Source organism: Bacteroides clarus YIT 12056 (assembly GCF_900129655.1).
Lineage (GTDB): Bacteria > Bacteroidota > Bacteroidia > Bacteroidales > Bacteroidaceae > Bacteroides > Bacteroides clarus.
In genome coordinates this window covers 238,379-254,402 of record NZ_FQWK01000006.1, presented here as the reverse complement: position 1 = coordinate 254,402, position 16,024 = coordinate 238,379, and the positions used below count along the sequence as shown (strand labels likewise).

Genomic DNA, 16,024 nt, shown 5'->3' with positions numbered 1-16,024 from the left:
ATTGTAACAGTGTAAAGCGAAAAAGCTGATTATTTTGTGTTTATTGATAAATTGCCGTATTTTTGTGCCCTAATATTAATTGGATTCTTATGAATTACGGATATGTCAAAGTAGCGGCGGCTGTACCCCGTGTCAAGGTAGCGGACTGTAAGTTCAATGCCGGACAAATTGAAAAAGAGATAATCATTGCCGATGGGAAAGGAGTGCAGATAATAGCCTTTCCGGAGTTGTGCATTACCGGATATACATGTGCTGACCTTTTTGCTCAGCAACTTCTGCTTGAAGAGGCCGAAATGGGGCTGATACAAATCTTGAACAATACACGTCAGATGGATATAATATCCATTCTCGGTATGCCTGTACCCTTGAACGGTGTGTTGCTGAATACTGCGGTAGTTATACAGAAAGGCAAGATCTTGGGAATCGTTCCTAAAACCTATCTTCCTAATTATAAGGAATTTTACGAGAAGCGTTGGTTTACTTCCGCGCGTGAGGTATCGGAAACCACCGCCCGTCTGTGCGGACAAGTAGTTCCCATGGGGCGAAACCTGCTTTTTGAGACGGCGGATACCACTTTCGGTATTGAGATTTGTGAAGACTTATGGGCTCCCATTCCGCCGAGTTCTTCTCTGGCATTACAGGGGGCGGAAATCCTTTTCAATCTGTCGGCGGATAATGAGGGAATAGGCAAGCACGCTTATCTCCGTTCGCTTATCAGCCAGCAGTCAGCTCGTTGTATTGCGGGATATGTGTTCAGTTCGTGCGGTTTTGGAGAGTCTACTACGGATGTGGTTTTTGCAGGCAACGGATTGATTTATGAGAACGGTACGTTGCTGGCAAGCAGCGAACGCTTCTCTTTTGGAGAGCAGGTGGTTATCAGTGAGATTGATGTGGAGCATATACGTACAGAACGCAGGGTAAATACTACATTTACAGCTTGTCACGCTAATTGCGCGCCGGAAGTGCCGGTACGTATCTCTACGGAATATGTCAATTCCGGAGATTTGAATCTGACACGTACTTTTGACCCTCATCCGTTTGTTCCTCAAGGCCCTGCTTTGAATGAACGTTGTGAGGAGATATTCTCTATACAAGTGTCAGGATTGGCGCAGCGGTTGGTACATACCAATGCCAAGAGTGCAGTGGTAGGTATATCCGGCGGTTTGGACTCTACGCTGGCATTGTTGGTTTGCGTGAAAACTTTTGATAAGCTGGGCTGGGACCGTAAGGGGATTATCGGCGTGACTATGCCGGGATTCGGCACGACCGACCGTACGCATACCAATGCCGTCGACCTGATGACATCGTTGGGTGTCACCATGCGCGAAGTCAGTATAAAGGATGCCTGTATACAGCATTTTAAAGATATAGACCATGATATAAACGTACATGATGTGGTGTATGAAAATTCGCAGGCGCGTGAACGTACGCAGATATTGATGGATATAGCCAACCAGACTTGGGGAATGGTGATCGGTACGGGTGACCTTTCGGAGCTCGCTTTGGGATGGGCTACATACAATGGCGACCACATGTCTATGTACGGCGTTAACGGAAGTATTCCCAAAACATTGGTAAAACACTTGGTGAAGTGGGTGGCCGAGAATGATATGGACGAGACATCCCGGGCTACACTACTGGATATTGTAGATACTCCTATCAGCCCGGAATTGATACCGGCAGACGAAAATGGCAATATCAGGCAGATAACGGAAGACTTGGTAGGTCCGTATGAACTGCACGATTTTTTCCTTTATTATTTCCTTCGTTGCGGTTTCCGTCCTTCCAAGATTTTCTTCCTTGCCGCACGTACGTTTAAGGACGTTTATGATGAAGAAACCATAAAGAAATGGTTGCGGACTTTCTGCCGCCGCTTCTTTAACCAGCAGTTCAAACGTTCCTGTTTGCCGGACGGCCCTAAAGTGGGAAGTATTTCCATCAGTCCGCGCGGCGATTGGAGAATGCCGAGCGACGCATCTTCGGAGATGTGGCTGAGGGAGATTGATGCATTGAACGGTTGAAAACCGTGATAATGGATAGGATGCGTAAAGTGTATATATAGAGCGGTTACGCTTAATAATCGGCTTGCCGCTCTTTAGTAGTATCTCTTGTAGATTGTCTCGTACTCTTTTCCTTTCTTAAACTTCTCCAACCAAGTATTCAGGCTATCCAAAAGTGCCGGAGATTGTTTGCTTACGCCCCACGAGTAGAACTGGGTAAAGCTGATGGCAGTGTTTATATCTATTTGCGGCAGGCTGTCGGCGGCGGCACGGGCGATGCTTTCGTCGCATACTGCGTAATCAATGTCACCATGCGCAACGAGTGCGATAAGTTGTTCGGAACCATATTTCTCTATTTCCTTTATATAGATGGTGTCGCCGATTTCGTTTCCTAAGTTGCGGATGCGCAGGATAGAAGGAGAACCTTTTACTACGTTCAGCGTCTTTCCCGCTAAATCCAGTTGGCTTTTGATAAATAGGGAGTCATCGGGAGAGGCTGTTTTTCGCTGTACCAATACCTGCCTGTTCAGGACTATCGGAGAGGTAAGGAGCAAGGAGTCCTTTAATTCGCTGGTTACCAAGATGCCATAGGCTATGACATCAAACTTACCGTCTGCCAAACCTTCCAGACGTTCATTAAAACTCATTTCGGGAGTAATGGCTACCTTCAAACCGTGGTCGCGGGCAAAAGCCTCTATCAATTCGTAATGAAATCCGGACAGAGTGTCTCCGTCCACATAAAAACTGATGGAATTATATTCCGTAGCCGCGCGGAGAGTACCGTCCGCTACTATTTCGGCATAATCACGCGGATGTCCTTTACGGATTTCTTTCTTGGGCAGCAGGAATGTGGCGACAAGTGCAGCTGCTGCTCCCAAAATGATATACTTCAATAGTTTGGTCTTTTTCATATAAAAGAACGGTATTAGTCATAGAAATTCCATGAAACGCCAATCTTGAACAAGCGAGGGTTGATAGGGTAGTGCGGTACCAGGAAGTAATTGCCTTTACCCATTCCTGCATTGACGTGGTACATCATGGCAAAGATACGAGTCCGTTTCAGATGCAGATTGGCGTATACGTTTACAATCGGATAACCGCCAATCTCCACCTGGTCGTCTGCCGCCTGAAGATGGAACTGCTGGATAGCGGGAGTATAGGCGGGCGCATTATATTTAGTGAAATACCGAACGTCCGCTCCAAGCTGTACGGTTAGTACTTTCTTGGCTATTTTGGCAAGCAGATACAGATTATGATATAAGGAGAGTTGCGGCAGAGGCAGTACCGTTTCATTGCTCGATTTCTGCCAGGTCACTTCATTATCCAGATGCAGGATGCCTAAACGAAAATCTTGTTTCAGAGTGGCGGAGAGTACCTGTATGTTACCGCTTTCTTGTGCAGGCATCGCGCTTTGGTTGAAATAAGTGTAGTTCTTTATATTTTCTACGCCGGCACGCAGGTTCGTTTTCCAGCGGTCTATATTCAATTCGCCTTCCACACGCGTACGGAACTCCTTATTCATATTCTCATTGTCCCAATAATAATGGTTGGAATGGTAATGACGCATATAGAAAGAGGGCAACGTATTGCTTACATAACCTCTTGCATAGAAATTCACGGTATCTTTCCAAAGGCGAAAATTCAAATCGAGGTCGGCATTGACATGGAATTGTCCGAGCGCCTTGTCCATAATGCCTATTTCACCGTTTACGTTGTAGTGCAACGTTTTGCCTTGACGTTTGGCAAGTTCACCGCCTACGAATATCTCCTGTTCGTCAAAACGGGTGCGCGACAATGTATCCATTAATTCATAACGACTGAATTTATGTGATATGTAGGCTGTCAGTCCGGCTTTGGCATATTTGTTGAAACCTTCGAGCAAGGCGAGGCCGAATACGTTCTTTACACTAAAAGCCGTAGTTGAGTCCCGGCTGGCCACTTCATCGAAATAAGCATTGGGATATTGTTCTTCCGTTTCTTTGGCGGATGAGAATTTGTGGCGCGCCCGTTCTACCTTTATGGTATGTATGAAACTGGTGACGGGAACGAACTCTTCGGTTATAATCGTATCCTTGGGCAGAGGTACGCTATCGTTGGCTGCCGCTATACCGGGAGTTTTGGCATCTTCTACGGTTGTTGTCTCACGTGTAAAACCAAGCCGGTAACGGTGTGTCAGGTATACATAGAAATCTTTGTTTTTATTTGCCGTCTGTTCCAAATTAACGGGGATGGTGGTAGACTCGTATTCTTTCTTACCTTCCGCCATATCTTCCGGACGTGTGATGTAACGGTCGTCCTGAATACCGCCGTTTTCGTTCATCTTCATAATGAAGTTGTTGTACACCGCCTGCATCTGGTATTTATTGCCGATATAGCTGGCAAATATTCCGGCATTGAAGTTTGATGTGGACTGATTCTGGTAGTATCCCCGTCCGTACAGGTAGTCGATGTTGAAGCCGAAAGCCAGGCGTTTGTTGGCATTTACCGAGAAATAAGATTTGAAACGTTCTTCACCGTTGACTTTATTTCCCGCTTTATAATAAGTAAGGTTGGTGAAAGGTACGTTACTATTGGTGAATTTTACTTCATCGGGACGGACAAAGAAGCTGGAAAAAGGTTCCATGAAGATGGTCGGCTCATTATCTCTGCGTTCGAAAAAGATACGTGAAAGGCGGGGAGAGCCCAGGTTACCCAAATAATTGTAATGTCCGTACATGCCTTCCACCAGGTTGGTATTTTGGAAATTCAGATTGGCGGTATCGGCGGGAATAATGGTACGGTCACCCAGGGTCTCACTCAGACGCCACATATAAAGTTTGGGCGGAATACTTTGGATTTCCGTATTGGTGCTGTCTTCCAAGTTATCCGGCAGCGTGTTGGGGTCTACCTGATTGCCGAACTGGTCGCGTCCCGTTGTAGGATCCATACGGTTGAAAGGAGTCGTCTGCGCCACGGCGCCCAAGATACCTATAATAGATAGAAATATATATGTCAGTACGATTCGTCTCATAATTAGGCGCAAAGATACAATAAAAAATTATTCGCTTACGGAATTCAGTCTTTTTTGCTTCTTTTTCTTGTAAACAGAAGTGTCGTATGTTCCGAGTTTTTTATATTTGCACAGATAGTACAATCTGATTATGTGTATTGGCTTTATAATTGATTGTTGACAGCTTGATAAAATCCATTCGTTATATGAAAACACTGTTTATTCTTTTGGGAGTATTTGCCATTACTCCTTTTTTGTATGCCCAGGATGCGGAATTAGAAAAATATCAGGCAAAACTTATCAGTGCCGGGAAATTGAATGACAAAGACAGCATTGCCGCTGCATACAGCGAGTTGAGTGAATATTACTCGAACCGTTCGGTGGATAGTTGCCGTTATTATGCAGAAGAAGGGTTGGAAATTTTGCAGACCAAGAACTCCCCTTTGTATGCGTCGTTGCTATGTAATTTAGGCGACGCTTATTTCTCTTCGGGCAATCTGGATAAGGCGTTTCATTATTTTTCGATGGCTCACGATGAAGCGGCTCGCCAGAGGGATACTGCTCTTTGGGCAACGGTCAGCGCCAACCTTGGAGTGGTCTGTCGCCAAAAAGAAAAACTGGACTCCGCGCTTATTTATTATAACGAGGCTTTGGACTTGCTTGAAGGGCGCGAATACTATTCCGAGCAGGCGCAGGTTTTGTGCGGCATTGCCCTTTTGTATGCCAATCAAAGTCGTTTGGATGAGGGAACCGCTTATGGTAAACGTGCTGTTGAGGCGGCGGCAAAAAGTCAGGATTTGGATATGATATTATATGCCAACTATTCTTGTGGCAGCATTTACTTTCTGCAAAGGCGTCATGACGAGGGAATAGGCATGTTGCGTGCCGTAGTGACGGAAGGTATCCGGCAGAAGAAACCCAGATATGTGCTGAAAGCCTATACGGTGATGCTTGAGATGTTTAAGGCGTTGGGCAATCGTGATTCGTTGGACGTATATATGGAAAAAGCGGAAGCTGTCATACCGCAATTACCTGAAGAGTCAACGGAAGTATTCGGATTTTTGGAAGAACAGTTCCTAATCTATATGTCTCAAGGCAGGTATCGCGAGAGCCTGAATATTCAGAAGAAATTGTTGAAGTATCGCGGAGCCGGATTGCATCTGCCTATGGACAAACTGTATTTGATGATGGCGCGCAACTATCGCGACCTGCAGGAACCCGAAAACTCCATGTATTACTACGATATGGCTTACCGGGTGTGTGACAGTCTGCATTCGGAGCATATCAGCAAAGAGCTGTCCGACCTGACCGTGAAATACGATACCAGGGAAAAGGAGCTTGAAATAGTCCGTTTGAATCAAGTTCAGTTGGAACAGAAAGCGCAGACCATGCGGTGGATTATGGTAACCGTTGTCGTGGTCTTTATATTGATACTCTTTCTGCTTTATTATGTTTTCCGCCGTAAGCGCATTAAGAAAGAGGAAGAATTGAAACTTGCCCAAAGTTATATAGAGGGATTGGAGCGCGAACGTACGCGCCTTGCCAAGGAGTTGCACGACGGCGTATGTAACGACCTGCTTGGCATTGGCATGAATATGCAATGCATGCAGCCCACAGACGAGTCGAAACAAGAAATCCTGGCTTTGCTGGAACAGGTACGTAGCGATGTCCGTTGTATTTCCCACGAATTGATGCCGCCTAAGTTCCGGTCTGCCACTCTTGCCGAGACGATAGAGGCTTATGTGGAACGGCTTGTCCTGCCCGCATCCGTACAACTCGCATTCAGTAAAGAGAGTGAAGAAACGCAGTGGAGCCAAGTACCCGAAGAAGTGTCTTATGAGGTGTACCGCATCATGCAGGAATTACTGTCCAATATCCTGAAGCATTCCGGAGCTACGGAGATAGATGTGACCCTCACATTGAAACGGAAACTGCTGACTCTGCAAGTTTCGGACAACGGTAAAAACTATCGTGGTAGTGAGGTGCAGGCAAAGGGTATCGGGCTTACTACCATCCAAGAACGCGCGAAGACCGTCGGCGGTTTGTTTACTGTAAATATTCAGGACGGAAGCCAAAAGTTCAGGCTTGAAATACCATTATCCATTTAATAGAAAACCGTTATGCCGGAGAGTAAAATCACTATTTTTGATGATGCCGCATATTAATAAATGCTATTTCTTTGCAACATAATTTAGAACACAAAGATAGGTTGATGAAAGAAAGAGAGATACGCATTTTGTTGGTGGATGACCATGATTTGGTGCTTCAAGGTTTGAAGCGGATAGTGGAATGTTCGTTACCGGAAATAAAAAACGTATGTACTGCATCGTCGGGACAAGAGGCTTTGCTTCTTATCGCATCTCAACGTTTCAATCTTTTCGTGTTGGATATGGAGTTGCCCGACATATCAGGGATGGATATCATTGTGCGAATACGGGAGAAAGACCCGCAAGCGCGTATCATTGTGAATACCATGCACGAGGAAATCTGGTTTATCAAGAACTTGATACAGTGCTCGGTAGACGGTATTCTGTTTAAATCCATTGATTCTACAAAAATAGCCGAAGCCATTCGCCGTGTGCTGGATGGCGAAACGTACTATTGTCCTTATGCCGAGCATGTGCGCGCACAGATGAAGCGTTCGGACGAAGGGCGGCGTGAAGAGCTGACCTTGCGTGAACTCGATGTGCTGAAACGCATCTCCGAGGGTAAGAATACGCAGGAGATAGCCCAGGAACTTTGTGTCTCTACCAATACGGTCGATACACACCGGCGCCATCTGATGGATAAATTGGATGCCCGGAATGTGGCAGACCTGATTATGACGGCTATCTCCAAAGGGATTATCCCTATCCGTAAATGCTGACGACATTACTCATTTAAAATAGTTTGATATGATGAAAAAGTTTACGGTTATAACTTTGTCCGCAATGTTCTGCGGACTGGTTGTGTTGTCAGCGTGCGGTGGTGCCGCTTCGGGTTCGGCCGCAAGTAGTGATACGCCTTTGGGGCGTGTACCCGCCATATTCGTAGAGGTGGCAGCTAAGAAAAAAGCGTTGGATGAAAGCTTGCGCAAAGAGGATGATTTAGACCGTTATCAAAAGAAACTGAAAGAGTTTGATGAATATGCGGCCAGGAGTTATCAGAAGGCGGCGGAAGAGGGTGAGAAACTCGTGGGACGCGAAATCGTTTGTACCGGAGACGTATATCCCGACTTTCAGGTAACAGGTGCTAAAGTGGCGGAATATCATGCCGGCAGAGAGGCTGGCAGTATAATTGTACGGGTTACGGTAACTCCCAAACGGGATATTGTAGTACGCGAAACCAAACGTAAATGCGCCGAAGGCGAATATCCGTTGAAAGACACCCGTCTGTATTTCGCCTTGATGAAAGCCAATGACCATTTGATTGAACTCGGACAGTTGAACCCTTTCAACAGTAATTCTTATAACAGTTCCTTGAAGGCCGAGTATGCTCCCGGACAGATGATTCAAGCCGGTGTGCCCTGCCATAGTGAAGGCGCTCCCGTTTACATTAACTGCCATACTTACGACTTTACGGAGTTTGCCAAGATTGTGTTTCTGGCGGAGAAAGACTATATGGCGATACGTAAACAAGCCTATGGTTTCTAAACGTACGGTTACTTAATAAAAAAAGCAGGCAAATATGAACAGACTTTTAATGACGGCGGCAGCCATTGCGCTGACCGCTTGCGGTGGCGTATCTACACAAAACGGAAATAGTACGGGCCGGGAAGGACTGAACGGTAAGGTACATAAGGTTCAGACTTTGATTTATAACGCGAAGGCGCAAGGCGATAAAATAGTAAAGAACGGCAAACCGGACGTTTATCGGGAAACGGATTTCTTTCCGCAAGAAGACACCCGGATTTATAGCGCAGCTGGACAGCTCGACTCTGTAATAAGCGTGGTGGATGCCGTTAAGTACATCACAGTCTATGATTACCAAGACGGAAATGTCAGCAACGAGAAACTCTTCCGGAACGGTGAAATGGTTACCGACCGTAAGTATATCTATCAAGGCGGTAATTTGGCGAATACAATCGAAGATATGTATATAGACGGTGATAAGACTACCAATGAGTATCCGGCGGATGCCTCAAAGATAGAGTATGCGGACGGTAATCGCATAGAGCATGGAGATACGGAACGTGATTATGTAGTGAAAGACGCTCGGGGACGCGTACTTAAAGAATCCGCTTACAGTGAGATGGATGAATACCTGACCGTTAAAGAGTACACCTATAATGAAAAAGGCTGGTTGGAAACCTGCGTATCGTCCGATGATAATGAAGTTTCCTATGACTATACGGAAACAGACGACCGGGGCAACTGGACACGCATGGTGATAACCCTTAACGGGCAGCCTTATGGTATTGCGGAACGTAGCATTACTTATTACGAATAATAGAATGAAGTAATATGGAAATTTTAATCGTATTGTTGGCTTTACTTTCCCAAATATTAGGGTTGTGCGGCTTTGTTTTTTCATGCCTCTTGTTTTTGAGGTTCGGTAAGATAAAAAGTTGGTTCAATAAGAAAGCGGGTACGGAGATTGTCTCTTCATTCAGCTTCCGTTCTCTTCGTACATTGATTATAACAGGTGTACTGGGCTTTATAATGATGATGGCAGGTTTGCTTTCCGGCGCATTGCTTTTTATGGACGAGACTCCTGCGGATACGCAGCTTTATTGGGTTGCAGGGATATGTGTGGCGTTGACCCTGGTCTATCCCGTTTGGCGCATTGTATGCCGTATTCTGAGTTGCGGCCGGGCGGAAAATAAGAAAGCGGAAACCTGGCGTCTTTTTTATGACATAGCGGTAAATCTTGCTGCGCTGTGCGGCGGATTATTGGTACTTGTCGTCTTGTCTTTTGTTGCGGTAATCTTGTCATTCACCAAATGGAGTAATTTTGTTCCCAACCGTTTGTACGAAATGTCGGGAGTGGATGTCGTGCCGGAGTCAAAGAGTTATTACTGGGTAGGTGCCGTACTGGGCGTTGTCGCGGTCTTTTCGCAGTGGCTCGGTTCGGACAGCCAGGATATGATTGGCTGGCTGGTGGGGATTTCCGCCCTTGCATTGATTGGTTACGCTTTGTATCAAATACGTAGTGCGGTACCCGAGGACAGGAAGCGACTGATGTGGCGGTGGGGTTATATGATATTGACTACGTATGCCGTTTTCACCATTACCTGGATATTGATATTTGTGGCGATCGCGCTTCTTATTCTTTATGTAGTGCTTGCGGCTACCGGCAATACAGGTGGTAAGGATAAGTATAAAGTGACTTGCGATAACCTGACAGATGATGTAATTAACGGAAGAGGAATATGTAAGATTACAAACTCCAGATGCAAGATGCGTGATACGGGAGTTTGTCCTTATAACTGATGTCGGCCATTAACGTATCAGACTTGACTATTATTATAAAACTCCCCGAATAGGCGGGTAAGAAAAAACGGATGATGTTTCCTTTAAGAAAGCATCATCCGTTTATCGTTTAGGTACTTTATACCTCTTTAATCAGCTCCATACCACGCTTGATGGCCTCTTCATTCATCGGTATCAGGTGATGATGACGTTCGGGGAGTGTCTTTTTCAATCCCTTGATAACGTTTTCCAAAGTCACGATCGGAGCAATCTTCAACAGACCGCCCAGTACAATCATGTTGAATGCTTTGGCGTTGTTCATCTCATTGGCGGCATCCATAGCGTCGATGCGGTAAATGTGGATATCCTTACGTGTGGGCGGGTTGATAATGCCGTAGCCGTCGTAGATAAGTACGCCGCCGGGCTTTACCTTACTCTCGAACTTCTCCAGCGAGGGTTGGTTCAGGATGATAGCCGCGTCGTATTTGCTCAGAATAGGTGAGGAGATTTTCTCGTCACTTACAATCACGGTTACGTTTGCCGTACCGCCGCGTTGTTCCGGGCCGTAAGCCGGCATCCAGGTAACCTCTTTGCCTTCCATCAGTCCGGAGTATGCCAAAATCTTACCCATGGACAATACACCTTGTCCGCCGAAGCCTGCTATAATGATTTCTTCTTTCATTGTTCTTCTGTTTTTAGCATCATTATTTATCTTTCAAGTCACCTAACGGATAGAAGGGGAACATATTCTCCTGCATCCATTTGTTTGATTTTTCCGGAGACATCTTCCAGCCGGAGTTACAGGTGGAAACAATCTCTACGAGGTTGGAGCCTTTGCCTGCCATGGAGTTCTCGAATGCCTTGCGGATAGCTTTCTTCGCCTTGCGGATGGCGGGAACGGTTTCCACACTTTGGCGGGTGACGTAAGCCGTACCTTCCAGTTGGGCGGCAATGTCGGCTATCTTCAGAGGATAACCGTGCAAATGCACGTCGCGTCCGTAGGGGCTGGTAGAAGTCTTCATGCCCACAAGGGTAGTAGGAGCCATTTGTCCGCCGGTCATACCGTAGATGGCGTTGTTGATGAAAACAATGGTTATATTCTCGCCGCGGTTCAGCGCATGAATTGTTTCGGCGGTACCGATACAGGCCAAATCACCGTCGCCCTGGTAGGTAAATACCAGACGGTCCGGCCACAGGCGCTTGATAGCGGTGGCAAGTGCGGGAGCACGTCCGTGAGCGGCTTCCTGCCAATCGATATCTATATAGTTGTAGATAAATACGGCGCATCCCACAGGGGAGATACCTACGGCTTTATCTTCCAGTCCCATTTCTTCGATTACTTCGGCAATCAGTTTATGAACCACACCGTGGCTGCATCCCGGGCAGTAATGCATGGGATTATCGTTCATCAGAGTCGGTTTCTTGGCAACCAGGTTCTCAGGTTTGATAATATCTTCTTTTGTCATAATCACTTCTCCTTATCTGTTGGTGAACCGTATGAAAAACTCCATGAGCTTGACGAATATGGCAGCGCCGCAAACGTATATAAACAGCTTGAAGTCGTCTTTTGCCACAAAATATACGATGATGGCTGCCAGAGCAAGTACCATGAAGAGAATATTCAGTACGTTTCTTATTTTATCAGGATTCATTTCTTAAATTGAGAATTAAAAATTAAAAAATACAAATAGAGTTACTGAGATTTCTTACTTCTCAATTCTCATTTTTTAATTTGGCAAGTGCCGTAACAATCTCATCCGGATCGGGGACGATACCGCCGAGGCGTCCGAAATGTTCCACTTTCACTTTTCCGTTTACGGCCAGGCGGACATCCTCAATCATCTGTCCTGCATTCAACTCGGTGACCAGCATGCCTTTTACTTTGTCGGCATAGGCGGCAATGGCTTTGGTCGGGAACGGCCACAGGGTGATAGGACGAAGCATTCCGACCTTGATACCCTCTTCACGAGCCAGTTCCATGGCCTTCTGGCCGATACGTGCCATAGAGCCGAACGCTACAATCAGGTATTCGGCATCGTCGCAGTGAATCTCTTCGAAACGTACTTCGTTTTCTTCGATTTCTTTGTATTTGGCTTGGAAACGGATATTGTTTTTCTCCATTTCTTCCGGTTTCAGTTCCAGAGAGGTAATGACATTGGGCTTGCGGCCGTTGGTTCTGCCGGTAGTGGCCCATGGGCATTGCTCGATAACTTCGGCATCCGTACGGCGAGGCTTCTGTACGGGGAGCACTACTTTTTCCATCATCTGACCGATTACACCGTCGGCAAGGATGATAGCCGGGTTGCGGTACTTGAAGGCAAGTTCAAAACCCAAACTTACGAAGTCCGCCATTTCCTGCACGGAAGCAGGGGCAAGGGCGATGAGACGATAGTCACCGTGACCGCCGCCTTTTACGGTCTGGAAATAGTCGGCCTGGCTCGGCTGAATGGTTCCGAGGCCGGGACCGCCGCGCATCACGTTTACAATCAGGCACGGTAATTCGGCTCCTGCAATGTAGGAAATTCCTTCCTGCTTGAGGCTGACACCGGGGCTGGATGAAGAGGTCATTACCATTTTTCCGCTTCCGGCGCCACCGTATACCATATTAATAGCTGCCACTTCACTTTCTGCCTGGAGTACTACCATGCCGGTGGTTTCCCAGGGTTTCAGTTCGGCAAGTGTTTCCAATACTTCCGATTGGGGAGTAATAGGATAGCCGAAGTATCCGTCGGCACCACAGCGAATGGCTGCGTGGGCGATGGCTTCGTTTCCTTTCATTAATACAACTTCTTCTGCCATATTCTTCTTATTTATTCTACTTTTACTTTATAAACCGAGATACATCCGTCCGGACATACGGTTGCGCAAGAACTGCATCCGTTACAGGTATCTTCCAATATCTGGTGGGCATAGTTATACCCTTTTACATTCACCTCTTTGGTGAGGGCTATTACATTGAGCGGACAAGCCACGGCACACAGGTTGCAGCCTTTGCAACGTTCGGTGTCTACTACGATTGCTCCTTTGATTTTTGCCATAATTTACGTTCTTTTATTTATTGATTGTACATATCCTTATGAAAGAAGTTCAGAATGTCCATCACCATGTTGCGGGCTTGCCGGGCGGGACTGTCCGGATTGAGGTCAATGGCATATTGGTAGTTATTCAGCGCCTGCTGCCAGTTGCTCTGCTTGCGGTAAGCATTCCCCCGGAGGTAATAGGCTTCGTCTTTTTCGGGAAAATCGGTTTGAAGTATTTCGTCAAGCTGGAGGATAGCCTGCTCTACATTTCCCTGATTGATAAGCTCTTTTATGGTATTTAATTGCTCCATATCATTCTGAGTTCCGGATTATTGAAGTACAAAGATAGTTTTTATTTAAAGACAATATGCAACTTATTTGCTAAAAATAAGAAAACAAGGGGAATAAATAGCCCGGAATCTTTATTGCTTTTTGTCACAATGTAAAGGTTCCGGGCTGAACTATATGAAAATGTGGTTGTCTTACTTTACAAGTTCTCCGTTTATATATAAATTCTTGAACGTAATGTCTTTTGCTCCTTTTATTTGATTACCGCCTTTTTCCACATTGTTAAAGCGGGAGTCTTCCACACTTACGTTATAAACGTGCTTATCATCGTCGAGTCCGATGATGAGGACACCGAGCTTACTCTTTTCGCAGGTTACATTTTTGAGGTGTACGTTGCGTACGGTAGGAGCATAGCCACGGTTACACTTTTCACGGTTTTCGTATTGCAGATTGATGCGGAGTACTGCTTCGCGACACTGGCCGACAGTGACGTTACGCACAAATACATTCTCTATCAGTCCGCCTCGGCAAGTACTGGTCTTGATGCGGATTACGCGATCCAAATCCGGACTGTCCATGCGGCAGTTCTCTACGAACAGGTTACGGTAACCACCGGATATTTCGCTGCCGATGACTACACCGCCATGACCGTTTTTCATGAAACAGCTGCGTACTATGATATTCTCGCTGGGGATGTTCCATTTGCGGCCGTCTTGGTTACGTCCGGATTTAATGGCTATACAGTCGTCACCCGTATCGAAAGTACAGTTTTCTATCAGCACGTTTTTGCAAGATTCCGGGTCGCAGCCATCTCCGTTGGGGCCACGGTTGAAAACGTGTACACCACGTACGATGAGGCTTTCGCAAAACAACGGGTGGATAACCCAGAACGGAGAGTTCAGCAGGGTTACATCTTCTATTAATACCGTATTGCAGGAATAGAGGTTGATGAGTTGCGGGCGCATACCGTCTTCGGGCTTCATGATACGTTTGTAGATGGGAGTAGAGGTTTCACCATACATCAACAGACGTTCGCGTCCGCCGTTGCGTTGGGCAACCATCCCTTCCTTCCAGCCGTAGCGTGGAGCGCCGCACATAGACCACCAGGTTTCATTGGAACCTTGTCCGTCAATTGTACCTTTACCGGTGATGGCGATGTTGGTTTCGCCGTACGCATATATCAGCGGACGGGCATTATAGCAGTCCAAACCTTCCCAGCGGGTAATGACGGCGGGAAAGTAAAGGCTTTGATCGGTAGAGAATTTCAATACGGCACCTTCTTCCACATGAAAATTCACATTGCTCTTTAAGGTGACAGGGCCGGTATGGAAAGTCCCTTTGGGTACTACGACTGTTCCGCCACCGTTCAGGCTGCATGTTACGATGGCCTGGTTGATAGCCTCATGACAAGGTTCATCCGGCGTATCGGGCTTTGCGCCAAAATCTGTGATGAGATAGGTGCGGTCGGGGAAAGACGTTCTCTTGATTTGTTTTTCGATGTTGGCGCTTTCCTTGAAGGCTTTGTCAAAATCTATCGGATTGGCAGTTGCCAAAGTTACCGATAGAAGCAGGGAGATGATTCCGATTACTTTCTTCATGCGTTTTTCTTTTATGTTCTTAAATGGTAATTAGATTACGTTGACAAAAGTAGGAAAACTCTCCAAATGATAAAGGTTAGTTTTTGATTGAAAGTGTGTAATAATTGATTTAGGTGAGGAGAAATCCGTCCCCTAAGATGAAAAAAATCATCCTGTGAGAGGAAATAAATCGTCTCACAGGATGATTTTTTTCATTTCACGGGATGAATAATTCCGTCTCGCGAGATGAAAATAACAGGTTAAGGGCTTCCCTTATTCCGGAGATTATCCTTGTACCGGTATCTTGTCTATTCTCCGTTGGTGACGTCCGCCCTCAAACGCGGTGTTGAAGAATTCGGTCATAATCATATCCGCCTCTTCCGTGCCGATGAAACGACCCGGCATGACAAGGACATTGGCATCATTATGCTGGCGTGCCAGATGAGCGATTTCCGCAGTCCAGCAAAGGGCGGCACGAACGCCTTGATGTTTGTTGAGTGTCATGTTGATGCCGTTTCCGCTACCGCAGATGGCAATTCCCGGATAACATTCGCCTGCCTCGACAGCTTGTGCCAGTTGGTGGGCGAAGTCGGGATAATCGCAACTCTCGGCGGAGTAGGTTCCGTAATCTTTGTAAGGCCAGCCTTTTACTTCCAGCCAACCGCGAACGTACTCTTTCAGTTCGAATCCGGCGTGGTCGGAACAAAGTCCAATAGTTTTCATATAAAAATAAAGTGATAGAGTGATAAGTGATAAAACG

At 46.2% G+C, this 16,024-nt stretch carries 16 protein-coding genes; 6 read left to right on the top strand and 10 right to left on the bottom strand.

Features of this window, described 5'->3' with window-relative positions; genetic code table 11:
- The first annotated feature begins 89 nt into the window (after positions 1–89).
- Positions 90–2,021 (top strand): NAD(+) synthase, encoded by a 1,932-nt coding sequence (locus BUB52_RS12670; RefSeq protein WP_009120584.1) that lies wholly within the window; start codon positions 90–92, stop codon positions 2,019–2,021.
- A 74-nt stretch (positions 2,022–2,095) separates the two neighbouring features.
- Here BUB52_RS12670 and BUB52_RS12665 read toward each other — a convergent pair whose 3' ends face one another.
- Together BUB52_RS12665 and BUB52_RS12660 are read right to left on the bottom strand one after the other, a co-directional pair.
- Positions 2,096–2,911: a transporter substrate-binding domain-containing protein gene (locus tag BUB52_RS12665; RefSeq protein ID WP_009120585.1), complete on the bottom strand. Its 816-nt coding sequence runs from the start codon at positions 2,909–2,911 to the stop codon at positions 2,096–2,098.
- Between the two features lie 14 nt (positions 2,912–2,925).
- Positions 2,926–5,010, bottom strand: a complete 2,085-nt coding sequence (locus tag BUB52_RS12660) for a putative porin (RefSeq protein WP_009120586.1) — start codon at positions 5,008–5,010, stop codon at positions 2,926–2,928.
- 185 nt (positions 5,011–5,195) lie between these two features.
- Here BUB52_RS12660 and BUB52_RS12655 point away from each other — a divergent pair, with 185 nt between their 5' ends.
- The 5 genes from BUB52_RS12655 to BUB52_RS12635 all read left to right on the top strand — a co-directional run bounded on the left by BUB52_RS12655 (position 5,196) and on the right by BUB52_RS12635 (position 10,400).
- The gene (locus tag BUB52_RS12655; RefSeq protein ID WP_009120587.1) at positions 5,196–7,097 is read left to right on the top strand and encodes a tetratricopeptide repeat-containing sensor histidine kinase; all 1,902 of its coding nucleotides are present in this window, start codon (positions 5,196–5,198) and stop codon (positions 7,095–7,097) included.
- Positions 7,098–7,201: 104 nt separating this feature from the next.
- Positions 7,202–7,855 (top strand): response regulator, encoded by a 654-nt coding sequence (locus tag BUB52_RS12650; protein WP_009120588.1) that lies wholly within the window; start codon positions 7,202–7,204, stop codon positions 7,853–7,855.
- 28 nt (positions 7,856–7,883) lie between these two features.
- Positions 7,884–8,621, top strand: coding sequence for a hypothetical protein (locus BUB52_RS12645; RefSeq protein WP_009120589.1), 738 nt, complete (start codon positions 7,884–7,886; stop codon positions 8,619–8,621).
- Positions 8,622–8,655: 34 nt separating this feature from the next.
- Positions 8,656–9,417 (top strand): hypothetical protein, encoded by a 762-nt coding sequence (locus tag BUB52_RS12640; RefSeq protein WP_009120590.1) that lies wholly within the window; start codon positions 8,656–8,658, stop codon positions 9,415–9,417.
- Between the two features lie 14 nt (positions 9,418–9,431).
- Complete coding sequence (locus BUB52_RS12635; RefSeq protein ID WP_009120591.1) at positions 9,432–10,400, top strand: hypothetical protein; 969 nt, start codon at positions 9,432–9,434, stop codon at positions 10,398–10,400.
- A gap of 118 nt (positions 10,401–10,518) precedes the next feature.
- Here BUB52_RS12635 and BUB52_RS12630 read toward each other — a convergent pair whose 3' ends face one another.
- The 8 genes from BUB52_RS12630 to rpiB form a co-directional block, all read right to left on the bottom strand.
- Entirely contained in the window at positions 10,519–11,061 is a 543-nt protein-coding gene (locus BUB52_RS12630) for a 2-oxoacid:acceptor oxidoreductase family protein (protein ID WP_009120592.1), read from the bottom strand.
- A gap of 22 nt (positions 11,062–11,083) precedes the next feature.
- A complete protein-coding gene (locus BUB52_RS12625; RefSeq protein WP_009120593.1) occupies positions 11,084–11,845 on the bottom strand; it encodes a thiamine pyrophosphate-dependent enzyme in 762 nt (253 codons plus the stop codon).
- A gap of 12 nt (positions 11,846–11,857) precedes the next feature.
- The gene (locus tag BUB52_RS15640; RefSeq protein ID WP_009120594.1) at positions 11,858–12,031 is read right to left on the bottom strand and encodes a hypothetical protein; all 174 of its coding nucleotides are present in this window, start codon (positions 12,029–12,031) and stop codon (positions 11,858–11,860) included.
- Positions 12,032–12,092: 61 nt separating this feature from the next.
- On the bottom strand, positions 12,093–13,178 hold the full coding sequence (locus BUB52_RS12620; RefSeq protein WP_009120595.1) for a 3-methyl-2-oxobutanoate dehydrogenase subunit VorB: 1,086 nt from the start codon (positions 13,176–13,178) through the stop codon (positions 12,093–12,095).
- Positions 13,179–13,189: 11 nt separating this feature from the next.
- Entirely contained in the window at positions 13,190–13,417 is a 228-nt protein-coding gene (locus BUB52_RS12615; protein WP_009120596.1) for a 4Fe-4S dicluster domain-containing protein, read from the bottom strand.
- A 17-nt stretch (positions 13,418–13,434) separates the two neighbouring features.
- Positions 13,435–13,710, bottom strand: a complete 276-nt coding sequence (locus BUB52_RS12610; protein WP_009120597.1) for a tetratricopeptide repeat protein — start codon at positions 13,708–13,710, stop codon at positions 13,435–13,437.
- A 171-nt stretch (positions 13,711–13,881) separates the two neighbouring features.
- A complete protein-coding gene (locus BUB52_RS12605) occupies positions 13,882–15,285 on the bottom strand; it encodes a glycoside hydrolase family 28 protein (RefSeq protein ID WP_009120598.1) in 1,404 nt (467 codons plus the stop codon).
- 264 nt (positions 15,286–15,549) lie between these two features.
- Positions 15,550–15,987, bottom strand: coding sequence for a ribose 5-phosphate isomerase B (gene rpiB, locus BUB52_RS12600; protein WP_039950196.1), 438 nt, complete (start codon positions 15,985–15,987; stop codon positions 15,550–15,552).
- Positions 15,988–16,024: the final 37 nt, after the last annotated feature.